This is a genomic window from Streptomyces sp. NPDC044704 (genome assembly GCF_056433525.1).
The window spans coordinates 216,954-239,609 of record NZ_JBWKGY010000003.1; the positions used below are offsets into that span (position 1 = coordinate 216,954).

The window sequence follows — 22,656 nt, forward strand, 5'->3', positions numbered from 1 at the left end:
TCCTCAGCGCAGCTTCGGGTCGAGGGCGTCGCGCACCGCGTCGCCGACCATGATGAACGCGAGCACGGTGATGCTCAGCGCGGCGGCCGGGAAGAGGAGCACGTGAGGTGCCTGGAGCCAGCGGACGGAGGCGTCGCTGACCATCAGGCCCCAGGAGATGCCGGGCGGCTGGACGCCGATGCCGAGGTACGACAGCGCGGACTCGGCGCCGATGTACACACCGAGGCTGATCGCACCGACCACGATGACGGGCGCGATCGCGTTGGGCAGGATGTGCCGCAGCGTGATGCGCATCGTGCCGGCGCCCAGGGCGCGGGCGGCGACGACGTAGTCGTTGTTCTTGTTCTGCAGCACCGAGGAACGCATGATGCGGAAGATCTGCGGCCAGCCGAGGGTGGCCAGTACGACGGAGACCGTCCAGGCGTTGCCCTTGCCGAGGCCCGACATGATCAGCATGCCGCCGAGGAGCAGCGGGATGGCGAAGAAGATCTCGGTGAAGCGGGACAGGACGCTGTCGATGAATCCGCCGACCCAGCCGGCGACCAGGCCGAGCGCGCCGCCGACGAGGAGCACCAGGGTGGTGGTGACGACACCGACGATGATCGAGTTCCGGGCGGCCCAGACCGTACGCGTGTAGACGTCACAGCCCTGGACGTCGAAGCCGAACCAGTGGTCGGAGCTCGGGGTCTTCAGCGAGTCCTCGAGCTTGCAGGCGGCGGCGTCGAAGGGGCTGCCGGGCGTGAACCACTGCGGGACCGCGGAGAGCACGAGCAGGATGACGACGAGCGTGCCGCCGATCAGGAAGATCGGGTTGCGCCGGAGGTCCGAGACGGCGTCGGACCAGAGGCTGGCCTCGCGCTCCTTCTTCGGCTTGCCGGGCTTGGCGGCGGCCGGTCCGCTCGCGGAGGGAGCTTCGGCGGTCTGGGTGTCGGTCAACTCATCCCCCACCGTAGTTGTGTCACGCATAGCGGATCCTCGGGTCGAGCACTGCGTAGAGCAGGTCCACGATCAGGTTGGCGACGAGGTACACGATGATCAGGAGCGAGACGACGCCCACGATCACGGTGCCCTCCTTGCGGTACACCGACTCGGCCAGCAGGCCGCCGATCCCGTGGATGTTGAAGATCTTCTCGGTGATGACCGCGCCGCCCATCAGGGATCCGAGGTCGGCGCCGAGGAAGGTGACGATCGGGATGAGCGCGTTGCGCAGCGCGTGGTTCGCGACGACGCGCCGGCGGGGCAGGCCCTTCGCGGTCGCGGTGCGCACGTAGTCGGCGCGCATGGTCTCCATCATCGACGTACGGGTCAGTCGGGCCACGTACGCGAGCGAGGTCGAAGCGAGTACCAGCGCCGGGAGGAGGTAGGCGCGGATGCCGTCGTTCTCGTTGAAGGAGACGGAGAAGAAGTCGATGCCCCAGCTCTTCTTGAGCTGCACGCCCAGCGTCAGCTGGAGGACGAAACCGCTCACGAAGACCGGGATCGAGATGACGAGCAGGGTGGAGAGCAGGACGAGCTGGTCGAGGAACTTGCCCCGGCGCAGGGCGGCCATGATGCCGGCGAGGACACCGACGACGGCCTCGATGACGAACGCGACGATCGCGAGGTTCATCGTGTAGGGGAAGGCTTCGGTGATCTTGTCCCAGACGGAGCGGCCGGTCAGGGTCTCGCCGAAGTTGCCCTGGAAGAGGTTGGTTATGTAGTTCCAGTACTGCGACAGGAACGAGTCGTTGAGGTGGTACTTCTCGCGCAGCATCGCCGCGACGATCGGGTCGGCCTTCTTCTCTCCGGCGAGAGCCTGGATCGGGTCACCGGGGAGCTTGAACGCCAGCCAGTAGATGAGGAACGTGGCACCGATCAGAACAGGGATCGCCTGTATGAGTCGGCGGATGAGGTAGCGGCCCATCAGACCTCCAGCAAAGAACAGGGGGAAAGGGCAGGCAGGCGGAGACCTGCCTCCGCCTGCCCGCCCCCTGAATCCCCTTAGTGAAGAGGGGTGTTATTTGTTGAGCTCGACGTTCGCCAGGTCCATGCGGCCCTGGGCGTCGACCTCGACGTTCTTCACGGACTGGGAGTAGGCCGCAGAAGACATGTACGTGAACACCGGGATGTACGGAAGGTCCTTGATGATGATGTCATCGGCCTTCTGGTACAGCTTCAGGCCCTCGGCGGCGTCGGTGGCCTTGTCGGCCTCCGCCATGACCTTCTCGAACTCTTCGTTCTTGTAGTGGCCGTAGTTGGAGCCGTTGTCGATCGCGACCTTCGAGAAGATCGGACGCAGGTAGTTCTCCGCCGCCGGGTAGTCCATGGACCACGCCATGCGGAAGGCACCCTTGTACTTCGAGGCGCCCAGGTCGTCCAGCATCTCGCCGAACTTGGCGTAGGGCTTGGTGGTGACCTCGATGCCGAGGTTGGCCTTCAGCTGGTTCGCGACGGCCTCCATCCACTCCTTGTGACCGCCGTCGGCGTTGTAGCCGAGCTCGATCTTGTTGCCGGGAACGCCGCCGGCCTTCTCGAAGAGCTCCTTGGCCTTGGTCGGGTTGTACGTACCGAACTCGCCCAGGGCGCCCTTGCGGTAGCCCGGGATGATCGGGCTGATGAAGTCGTCGGCCGGCTTGCGGGTGCCGTTGAAGATGGTCTTCGTGATGGCGTCCCGGTCGATGGCCATGGAGATGGCCTGACGGATCTCCAGCTTGCCGAACGTCTCGGGGTTCTGCTCCAGCGGGAGACCGAGGTAGCCGACGCCCGACTCGGGCTTGTACAGGTAGCGGTCGCCGAACTCCTGCGAGACGTTGGCCATCGCGGAGATCGGGAGCTTGTCGACGATCTGGAGGTTGTCGGCGCGCAGGTCGTTGTACGCCGTGTCCAGGTTGTCGTAGATCTTGAAGGTGACGCCGGCCAGCTTGGCGCGACCCTCGGCCGGGTACTTGTCGTACCGCTTGACCTTGATCTGCTTGTTGTGCTCCCACGCGCCGTCCATCTGGAAGGCGCCGTTGCCGATCGGGTTCTCGCCGAACTTCTTCGGGTCGGCCTCGAACGCCTTGGGCAGCGGGTAGAAGGCGTTGTAGCCCAGCATGGTCTTGAACTGGGAGAAGGGCTCCTTCAGCGTGACGGTGAAGGTCTTCTCGTCAACGACCTTGAGGCCCTTGAGCTCCTTGGAGGTGGGCTTCTTGTCCTTGCCCGGCGCGAGCTCCTCGGAGCCCTCGATCTTCGAGAAGAACGGCATGCCCTCGGCGGCGTTGTCCTGGTTGGCACCCCAGTTCCAGGCGCGGACGAACGACTGCGCGTCGACCTTCTCGCCGTTGTGGAAGGTGTAGCCGTCCTTGATCTTGACGGTCCAGGTCTTCGAGTCCGTGGTGTCGATGGACTCCGCGACCGCGAGCTTCGGCTCGTTGGTCTTGTTGTCGTAGTCGACCAGACCGGTGAAGAGCGCGTTGAGGACCTCGGCGCCCTCGGACTCGGCGGTGTTCTGACCCACCAGGCCGTGCTGCGGCTCGCCGAGCAGCACGGTGATGTTGCCACCGGCGCCGCCCGCGTTGTCCTTGCTGGTGCTGCAGGCCGTGGCAGCCATCGCCACGATGACGGCACCCGCGACCCACTTGGCGCTCGTTGCTCCGCGCATGGGTAATTGCCTCCTCAGGAGTCACTGTCGATTCGTGAAGGACCCGGCTCCGCTGACACCCCTGACAGCGAAATCCGGTCCCATCGTGTGTGCTCGTGAGTCGACGCTCCCCACAGCGTGTGACCCATTGACCCGAGCTCAATGGAGCCATCCTCGGGGACGCCCAGACCGTAAACCACACTTAAGTGGTCTCGTTTTCACAACATCACCGCATGGCGAAAACCCGAAATCCGGACAAACGGATAGGAGACAGACACGTGCGAAACGGACGGTTAGCTCACCTTCCGGAGTGTCACGGTCGGTATGCGGACACCAGAACGCAACAATCCGCTTGACAAACGCGAACGGCCCCTCCCCACACCGTGTCGGTATGGGGAGGGGCCGTTTCCAGCCGTACGACTTTTCGACAGTCGATCGGGCGGCCGCGCTCCCGCTGCGGTACCGCGCCGACGGTACCGGAGCACCCTCGGGTCCCGCTCGGGTCCCGCTGGGGTCCTACTGGTCCTGCTCGCCCGCCACTCGGCGGACCTCGCCCGCTACTTGGCGGGCCCCGCCCGCTACTTGGCGGACTTGGCGCGCGACGCGGTGCGCGAACGGTCCTTCTGGTCCAGGACGACCTTACGGATGCGGACCGCCTCCGGGGTCACCTCGACGCACTCGTCGTCGCGGCAGAACTCCAGGGACTGCTCCAGGGAGAGCTTGCGCGGCGGCACCACGTTCTCGGTGTTGTCCGCGGAAGCCGCACGCATGTTGGTGAGCTTCTTCTCCTTGGTGATGTTCACGTCCATGTCGTCGGAGCGCGAGTTCTCGCCGACGATCATGCCCTCGTACACCTCGGTGCCGGGGTCGGTGAACAGGACGCCGCGCTCCTGAAGGTTGATCATGGCGAACGGCGTGACCGCACCGGCGCGGTCGGCGACCAGCGAACCGTTGTTGCGGGTGACCAGCGGGCCGAACCACGGCTCGTGGCCCTCGTGGATCGAGTGGGCGATGCCGGTGCCGCGCGTACCGGTCAGGAACTCGGTACGGAAACCGATGAGACCGCGCGACGGGACGACGAACTCCATGCGGACCCAGCCGGAGCCGTGGTTCGACATGTTGTCCATGCGGCCCTTGCGGACGCCCATGAGCTGCGTGACCGCGCCCATGTGCTCCTCGGGGACGTCGATCGTCATGCGCTCGACCGGCTCGTGCACCTTGCCGTCGATCTCCTGCGTGACCACCTGCGGCTTGCCGATGGTCAGCTCGAAGCCCTCGCGGCGCATCTGCTCGACCAGGATGGCGAGCGCGAGCTCACCACGGCCCTGGACCTCCCAGGCGTCCGGGCGCTCGGTGTCGAGCACGCGGAGGGAGACGTTACCGACCAGCTCGCGGTCGAGGCGGTCCTTGACCTGGCGGGCGGTGACCTTGCGGTCCTTGACGGCGGACTTGGCGTCCGCGCCCTTGCCGCTGCCGCCGCGGCCGACCATCGGGGAGGTGTTCGTACCGATGGTCATGGAGATCGCCGGCTCGTCCACCGAGATCAGCGGCAGCGCGATCGGGTTCTCCGGGTCCGCCAGGGTCTCGCCGATCATGATGTCGGGGATACCGGCGACGGCGCAGATGTCACCGGGGCCCGCCACCTCGGCCGGCTTGCGGGTGAGCGCCTCGGTCATCATCAGCTCGGTGATGCGGACGTTGGACTGGGTGCCGTCGCGCTTGATCCACGTGACGGTCTGGCCCTTGCGGAGCTCGCCCTGCTCGACGCGGAGCAGCGCGATGCGGCCGAGGAAGTTGTCGGCGTCCAGGTTGGTGACGTGGGCCTGGAGGGGCGCCTCGTCGTCGTACACCGGGGCGGGGACGTGCTCCAGGATGGTGGAGAAGAACGGCTCCAGGTTGTCGCTGTCCGCGGGGACGGTGCCGTCCTCCGGCTTGGTCAGCGAGGCCACGCCGTCACGGCCGCAGGCGTAGACGATCGGGAACTCGATCTGGTCCTCGTCCGCGTCCAGGTCCAGGAACAGGTCGTAGGTCTCGTTGACGACCTCGTCGATCCGGGAGTCCGGGCGGTCCGTCTTGTTGATGCAGAGGATGACCGGCATCTTCGCCTGCAGGGCCTTGCGCAGGACGAAGCGGGTCTGGGGCAGCGGACCCTCGGAGGCGTCCACCAGCAGGACGACGGCGTCCACCATCGACAGACCGCGCTCGACCTCACCACCGAAGTCGGCGTGGCCGGGGGTGTCGATGATGTTGATCGTGATGGGCGCCCCGCCGTCCTTGGGGTGGTACTTCACCGCCGTGTTCTTGGCGAGGATCGTGATGCCCTTCTCACGCTCCAGGTCGTTCGAGTCCATCATGCGGTCGTCGAGGTGCTGGTGGGCGGCGAAGGCACCGGCCTGCTTGAGCATGGCATCGACGATGGTCGTCTTGCCATGGTCGACGTGGGCGACGATGGCGACGTTACGGATGTCGTGGCGCGTGGGCACTTCGGCGCTTCTCCCGGGATCGTGGATGGCGTCGCGTACGGCCTGGCACGCGCGCCTCGACCGGGCGAAAACCTGCCACGGCCTTACCCCATCGTACGTCGGCTGGCGGGAACCGCCTGCCGGGGGGTCTGTCAAGAGGCCGGACGACTGAGGACGGCCGGGTGTGGGGTGGGGAGTCCCGGCTGTCGGTGGAGCCTGTGTTCATGCGGGTCAACGGGTATCCACGACCTTGCCCGCCGGGTCTCCGGCGGGCAAGGGACTTGAGTCACTTCTGAGCTTGTGACCCGTGGGTCACCCGGTACTCCACCCCTTTGTCACCACTTCTTCTCCGTAGGTACGCATTCTGCGAAGGTACGTCCGCCGCACTCCGCTACTTCTTCTTGTCCTTCGCCGAGGCGGGCTTCTTCCAGCCGATGTCCTGGTACCTCGGCGCTCCGAGGCCGAAGGCGCCGGCGTTGACCAGGCCGGGCTTGGCCGCCACCAGCTCGGGGCGCTGGTAGAGGGGTACGGATCCGGCGGCGGCCCAGATGCGGGCGTCGGCCTTGCGCATCAGCTCGCGGGCCTGCTTCTCGTCCAGTTCGCCCAGGGCCTGGTCGAAGAGCTGGTCGATGTGGTCCGTGCCGACGCGGGTGTAGTTCTGTTCGACGAGGAGCGAACCGTCGGCGGCCGGCTCCGGCTTGGCGAAGATCGGCCGGGCGTCGGTGGCCGGGTAGGCCGTCGCGGGCCAGGAGTACAGGGCCAGGTCGTACTGGCCCGAGGCGATGTGGTCCTTGAAGAAGCTCTCGTCCGCGACCTTGGTGATCTCGGTGCCCACGCCGATCTTCTGGAGCATCTGGGCGATCCGCTCGCCGACCGTGCGCAGGGACTCCGAGCCCGGTCCGGCCGGGAGGACGAAGCGCAGGGTGAGCTGCTTGCCGTCCTTGGCGAGCATGCGGCCCGAGGTGCGCGCCGTCTGCTTGACGGGGGCGGGGGCCGGGCTGGCCTCGGCGGGCTCCTTGCCGTCGTCGGCGGCCTCGGCGTCGCCGTCCGCCTCCGCGTCCGCGGTGCTCTTGGCGTCGTCGACGGCCTCGGCCTGAGCCAGCAGCGCGTTCTCCTGCTGGGCTGCGAGGGAGGCCGGGGCGAGGGCGGCGGCGGGCCGGCTCCCGGGGGCGCCGGGGGCTCCCTCGGCTCCGGGTCCTCCCGGGGCGAAGGCGTCGGCGTCGACGATCTCCCCGTCGAGGCCGTACGCGGATCCGTCCGGGAGCGCCGGCAGGTCCGCGGCGGGGCCACCGGGCCTGCCGTGGGCGGCCTCGTGGTCGCCGGGGGCGGCCTGGGCCGGGCGGAGCCGGGCGCGGGCCGCCAGCTGCGCGGTCGCCGAGCGCAGGTCGCCGTTGCGCCCGTCGTCCTGGCCGACGATGTAGAGGCCGTCGTTGCCGGTGCCCGGGCCCGAGGACGTCGAGGGGGTCTTCGAGTCGTCCTGTCCGGAGCCCTCCGGTCCCGCCTTCGCTCCGGCCGGTTCGGTGAGCTTGCCGCCCCGGCGCCAGCCCGCGTCGGCGAGGAGGGCCTGGGAGGCCTGGGGGTCCTGGCCGCCGAGGGCCTCGCTGTTGTCGGCGTACGCCTGCTGCCCGGCCAGGGCCAGGTGGCTGCCGACCGGCTTCGCGGGCAGGCCGAGCGGCTTGAGCACGGCCTCGGCCAGCGCCTTGCGGTCCAGGGCCCGGGCCACCGCGCGCCGGACCCGCTCGTCCGACAGCGGGCCGGAGGCGCCGTTCATGGCCAGCTGGGTGTAGACGGGCTCCAGGGACTTGCGGACCTTGAAGGTGCGCAGGGCGGCCTGCTCGTCGGCGTACTTCTTGGTGGCGTCGGCGCTCTTCTGCCGGAGCTCCTGCTCCTCGCGGGCCTTGGTCTCGTCCGCGCCGTGGGCCAGCGCCCAGGACAGGGTGGCCTGCGCCGGCGTCAGGGCCGCGCCGGGGCCGTGCGAGCCGTTCACGCGCCCGGCGTCGCGGTGGGCCAGGGCGATCCGGTCGGCGCCGGCACGGTCGATCTCCCCCAGGTCGATCTTGCCGGCGGCCAGCGCGGCCGGCCGCTCCGCGCGGGGCACCGCCGTCAGCACGAGGGTGTCGAGCTTCGCGGGGTGGCCCCACCAGCGCGGGTTGCGGGTCAGCGCGGCGGTGCCGGTCTTCTTGTCGATGGCCCCGAGGGCGAAGGGCCCGGCGGTGACCTTGAGGGTGCCGCGGGCGCCCTCGTTGAAGGCGTCCGGGGAGCCGGTGACCTGCTTCGGGTACAGCGGGCTGAACAGGGAGCGCCAGTCCGCGTACGGCTTGGAGAAGGTGACCTTGACCTCCAGGTCGGTCTTGCCCTTCTCGATCTTCTCGATCCGGTCGTAGCCGGCGTTGCGGGCCGTCCAGTACGCCGAGTCCTTGCCGTTCAGGGCCCGCCACTGGGCCACGAAGTCGGGGGCGCCGATCTCCCGGCCGTCGCTCCAGACCGCCTGCTGGTGCAGCTTGTACAGGACGACCTGCTTGGGCTCCCGCTCGACGACCTCGGCCTTCTCCAGGTAGTCGGGATTGGCCACGGGGCGGCCCTTCCCGTCCAGGACGAACAGGTGGGGCAGGACGGCGCCGGCGATCCGCGAGGTGGTGGCGTCCGCGTCGGCCTGGAAGGTGTTCAGGGTGTCCGGGAGGCCGTCCACGGCCCAGCGCAGGACGCCGCCGTCGGTGACCCGGTCACGGGCCGTCGTCGCGATGTCCGGTCCCGCTGCGGCCGGTCCGCCTTCCTCGTCGCCCGCGCCGCAGCCCGCGAGGAGCGGCAGTGCGAGGACGCCCGAGGTCAGGAGCGCCAAGGACCTGCGCGTTCTCTGGGACATGGGTGGTACCTCCGGAGCGGGGCGTGGTGGGACGCGAAAGATGGGGGTCAAGATCACGTTCGGCGGTATATGGAGCTGATCACACTGGTGCCGAAACCCACTGAAATAGACGGCCCCCCGGGTGCCCCGCAGCCGGAGCGCGCCACGCCGCGAACCCCACCCGGGCGGACCAATCCGGCTTGCGGCGCGAGCGGCGTTCCCCCGCACGAGGGATGAAAACGGGGTCGGGGAGGGGGCGCACGGTTCACGCCTGCACGCCCGGAATCGCTGCACGTCTCTTCACAACCGGGGACGGGAGGCGCGACACTCTCAGGCGCCCATGAGCACGGTCACGGTCACCGCACCCGCGGAAGTGAGGGCACATCATGTCCCTGCAAGATGATCTGAGCGCCGTACGACGCAACCTGGACGAGCTCGTCCGCTCGGTGGAGCGGCTGGAGCGGGACGTGGCCCGGCAGGGTCCGGCCGCCGCCTCCAGGCAGCCCGACCGGTCCGCGATGGTCACCGTCCCGGACACCCCGTACGACAGCACGCTCTGGACGGACTCCGACGACGAGGGCCTCGGAGCCCGCGACCGCCGCGCTCCCTGACGCGCCGCCGGACCGCCCGTACCCCGTACCCACCCCATCTGGCCCGGCGGCGCCCGTACGCGCGGCGCCGGGTCTCCTGGGCCACCCCTCGACACTCCACCCGGAGTTCTCCTTGGCCACAGGCACGGAACCACCCCAACAGCGGCCCGGCGGGGTCCACGGCCCCTCCCGGGCCGCGATCGCGGCCCGGCACCTGCGGACCGACCGGTGGTGGCTGTCGCCCGCCGGCACCGCGGCCGGGCTGCTCGCCTTCATCGCCTACTCGACCTGGCGGGCCTTCGCCAACGCCCACTACTACGCGGCCCCGTACGTGTCCCCCTTCTACTCCCCCTGTCTGGCGGAGAACTGCGAGCGGATGCGCGGCGGCCCCAACCTCGACCTCTTCGGAAGCTGGTGGGGCCTGTCCCCCGCCCTGCTGATCCTGGTCTTCCCGCTCGGCTTCCGGCTGACCTGCTACTACTACCGGAAGGCCTACTACCGCGGCTTCTGGGCCTCGCCGCCCGCCTGCGCCGTCGCCGAGCCGCACGCCTCGTACACGGGTGAGACCCGCTTCCCGCTGATCCTTCAGAACGCCCACCGCTACTTCTTCTACGCGGCGGTGCCGGTCGCGGCGATCCTCACCTACGACACGGTGCTGACCTTCCGCGACGCGCGGTACGACTGGGGCCACATGGGCCTGGGAACGCTGCTGTTCCTCGTCAACACCGTGCTGATCTGGGCGTACACCCTGTCCTGCCACTCCTGCCGGCACATCATGGGCGGCCGCCTGAAGCACTTCTCGAAGCACCCGGTGCGCTACCGCCTGTGGGGCTGGGTCAGCCGGCTCAACACCCGCCACATGCAGCTGGCCTGGGCCTCCCTGATCAGCGTGGCGCTGTGCGACTTCTACGTGTACCTGCTGGCCACCGGCACCTTCGACGACCCGAGGATCTTCTGACATGGCTCAAGTCGACCGGCAGCAGTGGGACGTGGTCGTGGTCGGCGCGGGCGGCGCCGGGCTGCGGGCCGCGATCGAGGCCCGCGAGCGGGGCGCCCGTACGGCCGTGATCTGCAAGTCCCTCTTCGGCAAGGCCCACACGGTGATGGCCGAGGGCGGCATCGCGGCTTCCATGGGCAACGTCAACGACCACGACAACTGGCAGGTCCACTTCCGCGACACCATGCGCGGGGGCAAGTTCCTCAACCAGTGGCGGATGGCCGAACTGCACGCCAAGGAGGCCCCGGACCGGGTCTGGGAGCTGGAGACCTGGGGCGCGCTCTTCGACCGCACCCCCGACGGGCGGATCTCGCAGCGCAACTTCGGCGGGCACGAGTACCCGCGCCTCGCGCACGTCGGCGACCGCACCGGCCTGGAGCTGATCCGCACCCTCCAGCAGAAGATCGTCGGCCTCCAGCAGGAGGACTTCAAGGAGTACGGGGACCACGAGGCCCGGCTCAAGGTCTTCCAGGAGTGCACGGTCACCCGGGTGCTCAAGGACGGGGACCGCGTCTCGGGGACCTTCTGCTACGAACGCGAGTCCGGCCGCTTCTTCGTCCTGGAGGCCCCGGCAGTGGTGCTCGCCACGGGCGGGATCGGCAAGTCCTTCAAGACCACCTCCAACTCCTGGGAGTACACGGGCGACGGGCACGCGCTGGCACTGCTCGCGGGCGCACCGCTGCTGAACATGGAGTTCGTGCAGTTCCATCCGACCGGCATGGTCTGGCCGCCCTCGGTCAAGGGCATCCTCGTCACCGAATCGGTGCGCGGCGACGGCGGGGTGCTGCGCAACAGCGAGGGCAAGCGGTTCATGTTCGACTACGTCCCGGACGTCTTCAAGGAGAAGTACGCCGAGTCGGAGGAGGAGGGCGACCGCTGGTACGAGGACCCCGACCACAACCGGCGGCCGCCCGAACTCCTGCCCCGCGACGAGGTGGCCCGGGCCATCAACTCCGAGGTCAAGGCGGGCCGCGGCTCGCCGCACGGCGGGGTGTTCCTCGACGTGTCCACCCGGATGCCGGCGGAACGGATCCGGCGGCGCCTGCCCTCCATGTACCACCAGTTCAAGGAGCTGGCGGACGTGGACATCACCGCCGAGCCGATGGAGGTCGGCCCGACCTGCCACTACGTGATGGGCGGGATCGCCGTCGACTCGGACACCGCCGCGACGGTCGGGGTACCGGGCCTGTTCGCGGCGGGCGAGGTCGCCGGCGGCATGCACGGCTCGAACCGGCTCGGCGGCAACTCCCTGTCCGACCTGCTGGTCTTCGGCCGGCGGGCCGGGCTGCACGCGGCGGAGCACGCCGCGGGCTCCGCCGCGCGTCCGGCCGTCTCCCAGGCGCAGGTCGACGCCGCCGCGGCGGAGGCGCTGGCCCCCTTCCACGCCGACGGGGGCGCGGAGAACCCGTACACGCTCCACCAGGAGCTCCAGACGACGATGAACGACCTGGTCGGGATCATCCGCCGCGAAGGGGAGATGGCCGAGGCGCTGGAGAAGCTCGCGGGACTGCGCGTACGGGCCGCGCGCGCCGGGGTCGAGGGGCACCGGCAGTTCAACCCGGGCTGGCACCTGGCGCTGGACCTGCGCAACATGCTGCTGGTCAGCGAGTGCGTGGCCCGCGCGGCCCTGGAACGCACCGAGAGCCGGGGCGGGCACACCCGCGAGGACTGCCCGGCGATGGAGCGGAGCTGGCGGCCCGTGAACCTGCTGTGCCGGCCGGTGGACCCGGAGCCCGCGGATCCCGCGGCCGGCCGGATCGCCCTCGTACGCACCCGCACGGACCCCATCCGGCCCGACCTGCTCGCGCTGTTCGAGAAGGAAGAGCTGGTCAAGTACCTCGCCGAAGAGGAGCTCTACGAGTGACTACCTACGATGCCGCCTTCCGGGTCTGGCGCGGCGACGCGGAGGGCGGGGAACTGCGGGACTTCACCGTCGAGGTCCACGACGGCGAGGTGGTCCTGGACATCGTGCACCGGCTCCAGGCCACCCAGACCCCCGACCTCGCGGTGCGCTGGAACTGCAAGGCGGGCAAGTGCGGCTCGTGCAGCGCCGAGGTCAACGGCCGGCCCCGGCTGATGTGCATGACGCGGATGTCGACCTTCGAGCGGTCGGAGACGATCACCATCACCCCGCTGCGGGCCTTCCCCGTCGTCCGCGACCTGGTCACGGACGTGTCCTTCAACTACGCGAAGGCGCGGGAGGTTCCGGCGTTCGTACCGCCGCGGGGGGTGGCGGCGGGCGCGTACCGGATGCAGCAGGTGGACGTGGAACGCTCGCAGGAGTTCCGCAAGTGCATCGAGTGCTTCCTGTGCCAGGACACCTGTCACGTGGTGCGCGACCACGAGGAGAACAAGGAGGCCTTCGCGGGTCCGCGCTTCCTGATGCGGGTCGCGGAACTGGACATGCACCCCCTGGACGCGGCCGCCGAGACGGGCCTGGACCGCAAGCGCACGGCCCAGGAGGAGCACGGGCTCGGCTACTGCAACATCACCAAGTGCTGCACGGAGGTCTGCCCCGAAGGCATCAAGATCACCGACAATGCGCTCATCCCGCTGAAGGAACGGGCCGTCGACCGCAAGTACGACCCGCTCGTGTGGCTGGGCAGCAGGATCCGCCGCCGCTCCGACCCCCTGTAGTTCACTTCGCCGTACACAATGCCCCCTGGGACGCGTTGACGTGGAGTCAGGGGGCATGCGCGGTGCGTGTGGGGGATCATCTGGCGGGCCGCTACCGGCTGGACCGGCGGCTCGGCCAGGGCGGCATGGGCGAGGTGTGGCGCGGGCACGACCTGAGCCTGGGGCGGTCCGTGGCGGTGAAGCTGCTGCTGGAGGCGGCGGCGAACGACGAGGTGGCCGCGCGGTTCCGGCGCGAGGCGACCATCGGGGCGCGGCTCCAGCATCCCGGGATCACCGTGGTGCACGACGTGGGCGTGCACGACGGGCGGCTCTTCATCGTGATGGAGCTGCTGCCCGGCGAGGACCTGGCGTCGGCGCTGGCGCGTTCGCCGGGCGGGCTGCCCGCGGCGCGGGCGGTCGACCTGGCGGCCCAGACGGCGGAGGCGCTGGCCGCCGCGCACGAACAGGCGGTGGTCCACCGGGACCTGAAACCGGCCAACCTCTTCCTGCTGCCCGGCGGCCGGCTCAAGATCTGCGACTTCGGCATCGCCCACTCCTCGGACGCGACGGCGGGCTGGACGGTCACGGGCCGCGTGTTCGGCACCCCGGAGTACATGGCGCCCGAGCAGTGGCGGGGCGAGCCGGTGGACGCCCGGTGCGACCTGTACGCGCTGGGGTGCGTGCTGTACGCGCTGCTGCGCGGGGCGCCGCCCTTCCGCTCGGCGCAGGGCCCGTACGCCCTGATGCTCCGGCACGTCGAGGAGGCGCCGCCGGAGCTGCGGGTGGAGCCGCGGCTGGCGGCGCTGGCGCGGTCACTGCTGGCTAAGGCCCCGGCGGACCGGCCGGGGTCGGCGGCGGAGGTGGCCCGGGCCCTGCGGGCGCTGGCGGCGGGGGCCGCCGCGTGGGCGGGGGACCCGGCGGGGCCCGCGGCTGACGCGGACCCGGCACAGGCGCCGGGGGCGGGCCGGGCCCCCGGGGGACCTGACCCGGGGTCCCCCGGCGGCTCCCCCGGCGACCCCGTACGGGCGACTCCTGCCGAAGGGGACCCCGCCGGGGAAAGCCCCGCCGACGACGGCCTCACGGCGGCGACCCCGACACGGACACGGCCGGAGCCGGCCCGGGTGGGCGCGGACCGGGCGGAGCCCGGCCGGGAGGGGGCGGAGTCGGCGGGGCCCGGCCTGGGCGGGGGTACGGCGGCGGCGCGGGACCGGGTGGGGGCCGCCGTGGGGGGCCGCTCGGGCCGAGGGGGCACGGCCGGGGCCCCGCGGACCGCCGTCGCGCCCGGGGAGCGGCTGTGGCGGTCCCCCGTCCGGCCGCAGGCGCTGTACGCCGCCGGGGACAGCGTGGTGTGGCGGGCCGGCCAGGAGGTGGGCTCGGTGTGGGCCGGCACGGGGGCGGCCCTGTGGACGGCCCGCGCCGACGAGGGCGTGCCCGCCTCCGGGCGGCCCGCCGCCGCGGCCGTGTCCTGCGCGGCGGACGCGGGCTCGGTGTACGTCGCCGTCGCCGGGCAGGAGGGCGGGGGCGTGCGGGTGCTGGCCCGGGAGGCGGGGGACGGCCGCGTGCGCTGGTGGCGGGACCTGCCGGAACCCCCCGCCGGGCGGACCCCGCCGCTGACCGTGGCCGGGGGGCTGGTGCTGTACGGGGCGCGGGGCGGTCTCACCGCGCTGGACGGGGCGACCGGGGACACCGTGTGGCGGTACCCGGTCCAGGGCGCGGGCTCCCGCAGGCCGACCGTCTCGGGGGACTGCCTGGTCCTGGCCGACGGGCTGCTGCTCACCGCCCTGCACCTGGCCACCGGGCGGCCCCTGTGGGCCTGGCCGCGCAACCCGTACCGGGACGCGCCGGGGCTGCCCGGCGGTCCCGTGCACGTGACGGACGGGAAGACGGTGCGCGCGCTGCACCGGCGCGAGGGGCACGTCGTCTGGCACGTCGAGGCGGGCACTCCGGCGCCGACCGGGCTGCTCTGCCTGGACGGCACGGTCCACGTGGCCGCCCACCGCGCCCGGGAGGGCTGGGACACGGTGTCCGCGCTGGACGCGGAGAGCGGCGCGGTGCGGTGGCACCGTCCCCTGGTGCGGCGTCAGGGCCCGTCCTGCGCGGTGGAACTGCTGGGGGTCCGGCGGGACCTGCTGTACGTGAGGTCCGCGGACGGCGGCCGCGGCGGGCTGCTCGGCCGCACGCCCCGGCCGCCGTTCCTGGCCGGGCTGGACGCGGCGAGCGGGGAGCTGCGGTGGCAGTGGGAGCACGCCGCTCTCGGGAGCGCGGTACTGACCGCCGACGCCGTCGCCGTGGCGCTCCCGGAACTGACGGCGGTGGCGGTCCCGTAGGCCGCGACTCCGGGTGCGGGCACGCCGATCCGCCCATAATCTCCGAAATGTGACTCCGCCCCCCTGCAGGACGACGAGGCGCTCCGCCGCCCGCATATCCCTGCGCACCGGACTGGTCCTGGCCGCCGCGCTGCTGGCGTTCGGCGGGTGGGGCGTGGCCGGGGCGCCCGCGGCCCGCGCCGAGGATCCCGTCACCCTGTCGCAGCAGGGGCAGGTCACCGACCGCGTGGGCGCGCTGGGCGACCGGCTGCCCGCGGTGACGGCCGCGCTGGACGAGCTGTACGCGCAGCGGCGGATCCAGCTCTTCGTGACGTACGTGCGCGACTTCTCCGGGCGCTCCGCGCAGAGCTGGGCGGACGCCACGGCGCAGAAGAACGGCCTCGGCCAGAACGACGTCCTGCTGGCGGTGGCGACCGGGGCCCGGCAGTACGCCTATTCGGCCGACACCCAGTCCGGTTTCACGCAGCAGCAGCTCGACGACGTCGCCCGGACGGCCATCGAGCCCGCCCTGAAGCAGAACGACTGGGCGGGCGCCGCGATCGGCGCGGCCGACGGGTACGCCGCGGTGCTCGGCGGGCAGCCGGTCCCGGTACCGGCCATCACCCCCGGCGAGGCCGACCCGGGCGGGACGGGCGGGGAGAGCGGCGCGGGCGACTTCGTGCTGCCGGTGGTCGCCGTCGGCGCGGCCGGGGCGCTGGGCGCGTACGCGTACCGGCGCCGCAAGCGCGGCAAGGGCGGCGGCCGCGGTACGGAGACGACGCACACGGGCTGGGACGGCCGGAGGGCGGAACCGGAGCCGCTGCCGGCGCTCGACGCCCGGGCGAAGGCGCTGCTGGTCGCGACGGACGACGCGGTCCGCACCAGCACCGAGGAACTCGGCTTCGCCTCGGCGCAGTTCGGCGACGAGGCCGTCGGCACCTTCACGGAGGCCGTGGCGTACGCGAAGGACGAGCTGACGCACGCGTTCCGGCTGCGCCAGCAGCTCGACGACGCCTATCCGGAGGACGACGCGACGCGACGCCGGATGCTGGACGAGATCGTGTCCCGGTGCACGGAGGCGAACCGGCGCCTCGACGCCGAGTCGGAGGCCTTCGACCGGCTCCGGGACCTGGAGAAGAACGCCCCGCAGGCGGTGGAGACCGTCGAGGCGCACTTCCGGGAGCTGACCGGACGTACGACGACGGCGACGGCGACCGTGACGGCGTTGACCGGGCGGTACGCGGATTCGGCGGCGGCGCCGGTGGCCTCCAACCCGGAACAGGCCAAGGACCGGCTGCTGTTCGCGACGACCCACCTCGGCGAGGCCCGGGCGGCGCTGCACGACGGGGAGAACGGCAGGGCGGCCGTGCACGTACGGGCGGCCGAGGGCGCGGTGGACCAGGCGGCGACGCTGGTGGACGCGGTCGAGCGGCGGGCGCAGGAGCTCGCGGAGGCCGCGGGGAAGCTGCCGGGCGCGCTGACGGAGACGGAGACCGACCTCGCGGACGCCCGCGGGCTCCTCACGGGCACCACGGAGGGCACCTCGACGGCGGACCTGCGCGGCCGCATCGGCCGGGCGGAGGCCGTACTGGCGGACGTACGCCAGGAGCAGGCGGCCGGACGGTACGACCCGATCGACGCCCTGCGCCGCGTGGAGGAGGCCGACGCGGCCCTCGACGACTCCCTGGCCGGGGCGCGGGAGCAGGAGACGGGCCGGCGGCGCGCGGCGGCCCTGCTGGACCAGGCCCTGCTGTCGGCCCGCAGCGCGATCGGCGCGGCGACGGACTACGTCACCACCAGCCGGGGCGCGGTCGGCAGTCAGGCCCGGACCCGGCTGGCGGAGGCACAGCGGCACCTGGAGCGCTCGGTGTCGCTGGCCGGGACGGACCCGGCGGGCGCGCTGTCGGAGGCCCAGCAGGCGGACTCCCTGGCCCGGCAGGCGCAGCAGCTGGCGGAACAGGACGTACGCGGCTACCAGAACCCGTACTCCGGCCCGCGCGCCGGCGGCGGCCGGGGCGGCGCCGTACTCGGCGGGATCATCCTCGGCGAGATCCTGCGGGGCGGCGGGCGCGGCGGGGGCGGCTTCGGCGGCGGCTTCGGCGGCGGGGGCGGCTTCGGCGGCGGGGGCGGCTTCGGCGGAGGCGGGGGCGGCCGCGGCCCCGGTTCCTTCGGCGGCGGCGGCACGCGCGGCCGGATGGGCGGTGGCGGCCGTTTCTGACCGACGAGGCGGCCCGGCCGCACCCGACGTTCCCTCACCAGGAGAGACCCACATGAGCAAGCAGACCATCCTCGGCCGTGTCACCCAGCTCGCGAAGGCGAACATCAACGCGCTGCTGGACCAGGCGGAGGATCCGCAGAAGATGCTCGACCAGCTGATCCGCGACTACACGAACAACATCTCGGAGGCCGAGCAGGCGGTGGCCACGACCATCGGCAACCTGCGGATGCTGGAGGCGGACCACAGGGAGGACGTGGACGCGGCCGCCGAATGGGGCGGCAAGGCGCTGGCCGCCAGCCGGAAGGCGGACGAGCTGCGGGCGTCTGGTGCGGGTGACGCCGACAGCGCCGACAAGTTCGACAACCTCGCGAAGGTGGCCCTCGGCCGGCAGCTCCAGTCGGAGAAGGAGGCGAGGACGGCGGAGCCGACGATCGCCGCCCAGACGGAGGTCGTGGACAAGCTCAAGTCGGGCCTGGACTCGATGAAGAACAAGCTGACGGAGCTCCAGGCGAAGCGGGACGAGCTGGTGTCCCGGGCGAAGACGGCGCAGGCGCAGAACACGATGATGGACGCGGTGAAGAACATCGACGTCATGGACCCGACCAGCGACCTGAACCGCTTCGAGGAGAAGGTCCGGCGGGAGGAGGCCATGGCGATGGGGAAGCAGGAACTGGCGGCGTCCTCGCTGGACGCGCAGTTCGAATCGCTGGAGGACCTGGGCAAGACCTCGGAGATCGAGGCCCGCCTGGCCGCGCTGAAGGCGGGCGGGGCGGGCGGGGCGGGCAGGGCGGCCTGAGGCCCGGCCCCGGGGGTGCGCCGGCCGCGACCGGCCGCGCACCCCCGGGCGCCGGCTACCCGTACATGCCGAGGAGCTGCTCCGCGGACAGTTCGGTGACGGCCTCTCCCACGCCGCCCGGCATGGGCAGCGGGAGTTCGAACCAGACGGTCTTGCCCCGGTGGGTGCGCCGGGTGCCCCAGCCCGCGGAGAGCAGGCCGACCAGCTGGAGTCCGCGCCCGCCCTCGTCGGTGTCGCGGGCGCGGCGGCGGCGCGGCTGGGCCAGGTTCGCGTCCCACACCTCGCACACCAGGGTCCGGTCCAGCAGCAGGCGCAGCCTGATCTCGCCCTCTCCGTACCGCAGGGCGTTCGTCACCAGCTCGCTGACCAGCAGTTCCGTGGTGTCGAGGAGTCCTTCCAGTCCCCAGGCCGGCAACTTCGCCCGGGCCAGTTCCCGGGCGCGGCCCACCGAGCGGGCCTCGCGGGGCAGCTGCCAGTCGCCGACGGCGTCGACGGGCAGCCCCTGGACGCGGGCCATGAGCAGGGCGATGTCGTCCTCGCCGTGCCGGGTGTCCAGGGTGTTGAGGACGTGGTCGCAGACGTCCTCCAGCGGGCGCACCGGGTCCGCGAGGGCGTCGCGGAGTCCGCGCAGCCCCTCCTCCAGCGGGTGGTCGCGGGATTCGACCAGTCCGTCGGTGTACAGGGCCAGCAGCGCGCCCTCCGGCAGTTCCACCTCGACCTCCTCGAACGGCTCCCCGCCGACGCCGAGGGGCATCCCGGTCGGGATTTCCAGCAGCAGTCCGGGGCGGGGGGTGCCGCCCTCCTCCGCCGGTTCGACCAGCACGGGCGGCATGTGGCCCGCGTTGGCGATGGTGCAGCGTCGGGTGACCGGGTCGTAGACGGCGTACACGCAGGTGGCGAGGTACACCTCGGAGCGGTCGGCGTCCCGGGAGTGCAGGGCGGCCCGGGAGGCCTGCTGGGAGCCGCCGGGGGCGCCGAGGCCGCGCGCGACCTCGTCGAGGGCGGTGAGCACCTCGGCCGGTTCGAGGTCCAGCAGGGCCAGGGTGCGCACGGCGGTCCGCAGCTCGCCCATGGCGACGGCGGCCCGCAGTCCGCGGCCCATGACGTCGCCGACGACGAGCGCCGTGCGGTGCCCGGGGAGTTCGATGACGTCGAACCAGTCGCCGCCGACCTCGGTCGCCGCGTTCCCCGGCAGGTAGCGGCAGGCGATGTCGAGTCCGGCGGCTTCCGGGTCGCCGGGGGGAAGCAGGCTGCGTTGCAGTATCAGTGCCCTTTCGTGCTCCCGCCGGTAGAGGCGGGCGTTGTCGATGCATACGGCGGCCCGTGCGGCCAGTTCCACGGCGACGGCCCGGTCCCGTTCCCCGAAGGGCTCGCTGCCCTTGGTACGGGAGAACTGGGCGAGGCCCACCACCGTGTCGTGGGCGACCATCGGCACGATCAGCGTGGACTGCACCAGGTCGTCCGGTCCGGCGGCCGGGGCGAGCCGGGGCCGTGCCGTGCGCAGGGCCAGCGCGCCCGGCGAGGCGGCCGGATAGCGGTGGATCTCCCCTACGGAGACCAGCGCGCCGGGCCCCGACAGCGGGGCGTCCGACACGGCCGAGGCGAAGGCCACCCGGCGCAGCGGCGCGGACGGCGCCCGCCCGGCGCCCTGGCCGGGCAGGGAGGGCACCCCGGGGCCCTGCGGGCGTGCGGGCCGGTCGTCGTCGCCGAGGAGCAGCCCCTGGTAGAGGTCGACGGCGGCCAGGTCGCAGAAGCCGGGGACGGTGACGTCGAGGAGTTCCCGGGCGGTGGTCTCCAGGTCGAGGGAGTTCCCGATCCGGTGCCCTGCCTCGTTGAGGAGGGCGAGGTTGCGGCGCACCCCGGCGGCCTCGCGGGCGGCGAGGTGGCGGCGGGTGACGTCGGTGCCGAGGCCGGCGATGCCGATGGGCAGGCCGGTGCCGCCGTGGACCCGGTAGAGGTTGATGGACCAGTGCCGCTTCTCGCGGCTGCCCGGGGCCGCGCCGGTGATCCGCAGGTCGGTGACGGATTCGCCGGTCTCCAGGACCCGGCGCAGGGCTTCGGCCATCCGGTCGGCCTCGTGGGGCGGCAGGTAGTCGTGCACGGTGCGGCCGCGGTGCTCCTCCACGGCGCCGCCGAAGACGGTGGCGAAGCGGCGGTTCGCGCGCTGCACGGTGAAGTCCGTACCAAAGAGCAGGAAGCCGAAAGGAGATTGGCCGAATATCGCCTGCGAGGCGGCAAGATCGGATTCGATCCGCCGCAGCGCTCGGACGTCGACGACGACGCACAGCGCGGCCCGCTCGGCGGTCTCGGTCAGGGTCGGCATCACGTAGATCTCGGCCACGCCGTGCGCGCCGTCCCCGTCCGGGATCCGGAAGGGGATCAGGCCCGTCCACTCCTTGCCGTCGAGGATCTCCGCGACCTTGCGGTGCCCGTCGGCCCGCAGCTCGGGCGGCATGAAGGCCTCGACCGGATCGCGCCCGACCGCCTGGGCGGCGGTGAGCCCGAACAGTTCCTCGGCGCGCAGGCTCCATTGGTCGACGAGCCCGTCCGGACCGATCGAGAACGACGCGACCTTTATGTAGTCATATATCGAGCCAGGCGGGCTGCTGTGCCACAAGGAGTCGTGCCATGTCTCCCTGGGCACTCGGGCCTGATGTGCCTGCGCAGGTATCTCGCTCACGCGACCGTCCCCTCCAGCTCACCGCAACCGGACCGGCCATGGACCGAAGTATTCAGCACCACGGCCCCGGACGGCACGGCGTTCACGATCACAAAAAGGTCCCGTTGTTTTCGAGCCACGTCCGGTGATCGTCGGCCACCCTTCACCTTGTTACTCACCAGGAAGAGCCAACTCGAACCACACAGTCTTGCCCGATTTCCCGTGCCGGGTTCCCCAGCGCTGTGCGGAGACCGCCACGAGGTGCAGTCCCCGGCCCCCCTCGTCGTCCGGTTGCGCGACCCGCTCGCGGGGCGGATCCGGAAGCGGATCGGAAACTTCCACGAGCAGCGCGTCGGCGCCGGGCTGGTCCCCGGCGGCCGGTTTGCGCCGTACCAGACGGACCCCGATGGGGCCGGAGGCGTAGCGCAGGGAGTTGGTCACCAGCTCACTGACCAGCAGGACGGTCACGTCGCCGACGGAGTCCAGGCCCCAGGAGCGCAGGGTGCCGCGCACGGCGTGGCGGGCGGTGCGGACGGCACCGGGTTCGGCGGGGAAGGCCCATTCGGCACGTTCACCGTCTGCGTCGATCACGCCGATCACTTCCCGGGCCAGCAGCGACCCCAGTCCGGTTCGTCGGTGACGAAAGGGGGACGAGATAGGGATTAATAGCGACATACCCGATATTCGGGGCGTCGTACCACTCGATCCCCCACGCACCGGCGCACTGTGGCGCAGACGGCCTACAGCGGGAGCCTCACGCGCCCCGGTGCGCCCCGTCGTGCGGCTCCGGTGGCGTCGCGGCGCGCAGCCCGGCGCGCAGTCGGCGCCCGGCCTCGGCGACGGCGGGCCGGTCCTGGTCGAGCCAGTCGACGGAGTCGAGCTCCCCGGGCCCCAGCCAGCGCAGCTCGTCGTGGTCCTCCAGCGGGGCGGGCTCCCCCGACACCAGCCGGGCCGTCCACACGTGCAGCACGAGACCGGGCTTCAGCGGCCACTCCCCCGGGATGCGCTCCAGCGCCTCGGTCTCGACGCCGAGCTCCTCGCGCAGTTCGCGCACCAGCGCCTCGGGGACGGATTCACCGGGCTCGGCCTTCCCGCCGGGCAGTTCCCACCGGCCGGCCAGCTCGGGAGGCGCACTGCGCCGGGCGGCCAGCAGGCGCCCGTCATGACAAAGGGCTCCGCCCACGACCACGCGTTCAGTCATGGGCGGAGCCTATGCCAGTGCTGTCGGCGTTCCGGCGGCCCGGTCTCCGCCGCCCGGCCGCCCGGCCTAGTTCGTCGTGGCCGTCTGGCTGCCCTGCCCGATCCGCTCGACCCAGTAGAGCTGCTTGTGTCCCCGGTCGTCGAGGCTGTCGACCACCTTCTGGGCCTCGGCCCGGGTGGGGTACCGGCCCACCCGGTAGCGGTTGCCGTTGTCGTCCTGACGTATGACCAGCCATGGGAGCAGGGCACCGCTGTCGTTCATCGCGCTTCACCCTCCGCCGATGTACCTGCCCAGGAAACCGCATTGCGCATATGCCCGAGCTTACGCCCGACCTTTACTGAGCGGATACGGTTTTTCACGAAGAGGTACCT

16 protein-coding genes are annotated in these 22,656 nt (G+C 71.7%); 7 read left to right on the forward strand and 9 right to left on the reverse strand.

The window, feature by feature from the left end; all coding sequences use genetic code 11:
- Positions 1-3: 3 nt before the first annotated feature.
- The 5 genes from AC07B0_RS08480 to AC07B0_RS08500 form a co-directional block, all read right to left on the reverse strand.
- Complete coding sequence (locus AC07B0_RS08480) at positions 4-966, reverse strand: ABC transporter permease (RefSeq protein ID WP_356872499.1); 963 nt, start codon at positions 964-966, stop codon at positions 4-6.
- Complete coding sequence (locus AC07B0_RS08485; RefSeq protein ID WP_356872501.1) at positions 959-1,903, reverse strand: ABC transporter permease; 945 nt, start codon at positions 1,901-1,903, stop codon at positions 959-961. The genes AC07B0_RS08480 and AC07B0_RS08485 overlap by 8 nt, the downstream gene beginning before the upstream one ends.
- Positions 1,904-1,996: 93 nt before the next feature.
- Complete coding sequence (locus AC07B0_RS08490; protein ID WP_356872503.1) at positions 1,997-3,619, reverse strand: peptide ABC transporter substrate-binding protein; 1,623 nt, start codon at positions 3,617-3,619, stop codon at positions 1,997-1,999.
- A 557-nt stretch (positions 3,620-4,176) separates the two neighbouring features.
- The gene (typA, locus tag AC07B0_RS08495; RefSeq protein ID WP_356872505.1) at positions 4,177-6,081 is read right to left on the reverse strand and encodes a translational GTPase TypA; all 1,905 of its coding nucleotides are present in this window, start codon (positions 6,079-6,081) and stop codon (positions 4,177-4,179) included.
- Positions 6,082-6,451: 370 nt separating this feature from the next.
- Positions 6,452-8,923: an ABC transporter family substrate-binding protein gene (locus AC07B0_RS08500; RefSeq protein ID WP_478863360.1), complete on the reverse strand. Its 2,472-nt coding sequence runs from the start codon at positions 8,921-8,923 to the stop codon at positions 6,452-6,454.
- Positions 8,924-9,288: 365 nt separating this feature from the next.
- Between AC07B0_RS08500 and AC07B0_RS08505 the strand changes: the two genes are divergently transcribed.
- The 7 genes from AC07B0_RS08505 to AC07B0_RS08535 all read left to right on the forward strand — a co-directional run bounded on the left by AC07B0_RS08505 (position 9,289) and on the right by AC07B0_RS08535 (position 18,425).
- Complete coding sequence (locus AC07B0_RS08505; RefSeq protein ID WP_356872509.1) at positions 9,289-9,513, forward strand: hypothetical protein; 225 nt, start codon at positions 9,289-9,291, stop codon at positions 9,511-9,513.
- Positions 9,514-9,625: 112 nt separating this feature from the next.
- Positions 9,626-10,450 carry a hypothetical protein gene (locus tag AC07B0_RS08510; protein ID WP_356872511.1) on the forward strand — a complete coding sequence of 275 codons (825 nt, stop codon included), beginning with the start codon at positions 9,626-9,628 and terminating at the stop codon, positions 10,448-10,450.
- 1 nt (position 10,451) lies between these two features.
- A complete protein-coding gene (locus tag AC07B0_RS08515) occupies positions 10,452-12,353 on the forward strand; it encodes a fumarate reductase/succinate dehydrogenase flavoprotein subunit (RefSeq protein ID WP_469376675.1) in 1,902 nt (633 codons plus the stop codon).
- Positions 12,350-13,126 (forward strand): succinate dehydrogenase/fumarate reductase iron-sulfur subunit, encoded by a 777-nt coding sequence (locus tag AC07B0_RS08520; protein ID WP_356872515.1) that lies wholly within the window; start codon positions 12,350-12,352, stop codon positions 13,124-13,126. The genes AC07B0_RS08515 and AC07B0_RS08520 overlap by 4 nt, the downstream gene beginning before the upstream one ends.
- A 68-nt stretch (positions 13,127-13,194) precedes the next feature.
- A complete protein-coding gene (locus AC07B0_RS08525) occupies positions 13,195-15,432 on the forward strand; it encodes a protein kinase domain-containing protein (protein ID WP_478897359.1) in 2,238 nt (745 codons plus the stop codon).
- Between the two features lie 49 nt (positions 15,433-15,481).
- Positions 15,482-17,629: a TPM domain-containing protein gene (locus tag AC07B0_RS08530; RefSeq protein WP_469376671.1), complete on the forward strand. Its 2,148-nt coding sequence runs from the start codon at positions 15,482-15,484 to the stop codon at positions 17,627-17,629.
- A gap of 52 nt (positions 17,630-17,681) precedes the next feature.
- Positions 17,682-18,425, forward strand: coding sequence for a PspA/IM30 family protein (locus AC07B0_RS08535; protein ID WP_467290210.1), 744 nt, complete (start codon positions 17,682-17,684; stop codon positions 18,423-18,425).
- A gap of 55 nt (positions 18,426-18,480) precedes the next feature.
- Here the strand turns inward: AC07B0_RS08535 and AC07B0_RS08540 are convergent, their stop codons facing one another.
- The 4 genes from AC07B0_RS08540 to AC07B0_RS08555 form a co-directional block, all read right to left on the reverse strand.
- The gene (locus AC07B0_RS08540) at positions 18,481-21,042 is read right to left on the reverse strand and encodes a SpoIIE family protein phosphatase (protein WP_356872858.1); all 2,562 of its coding nucleotides are present in this window, start codon (positions 21,040-21,042) and stop codon (positions 18,481-18,483) included.
- Positions 21,043-21,255: 213 nt separating this feature from the next.
- On the reverse strand, positions 21,256-21,684 hold the full coding sequence (locus AC07B0_RS08545) for an ATP-binding protein (protein ID WP_356872521.1): 429 nt from the start codon (positions 21,682-21,684) through the stop codon (positions 21,256-21,258).
- A 154-nt stretch (positions 21,685-21,838) separates the two neighbouring features.
- A complete protein-coding gene (locus AC07B0_RS08550; protein ID WP_467290204.1) occupies positions 21,839-22,285 on the reverse strand; it encodes a (deoxy)nucleoside triphosphate pyrophosphohydrolase in 447 nt (148 codons plus the stop codon).
- A 66-nt stretch (positions 22,286-22,351) separates the two neighbouring features.
- Positions 22,352-22,546: an SPOR domain-containing protein gene (locus AC07B0_RS08555; RefSeq protein WP_267012425.1), complete on the reverse strand. Its 195-nt coding sequence runs from the start codon at positions 22,544-22,546 to the stop codon at positions 22,352-22,354.
- Between the last annotated feature and the right edge of the window lie 110 nt (positions 22,547-22,656).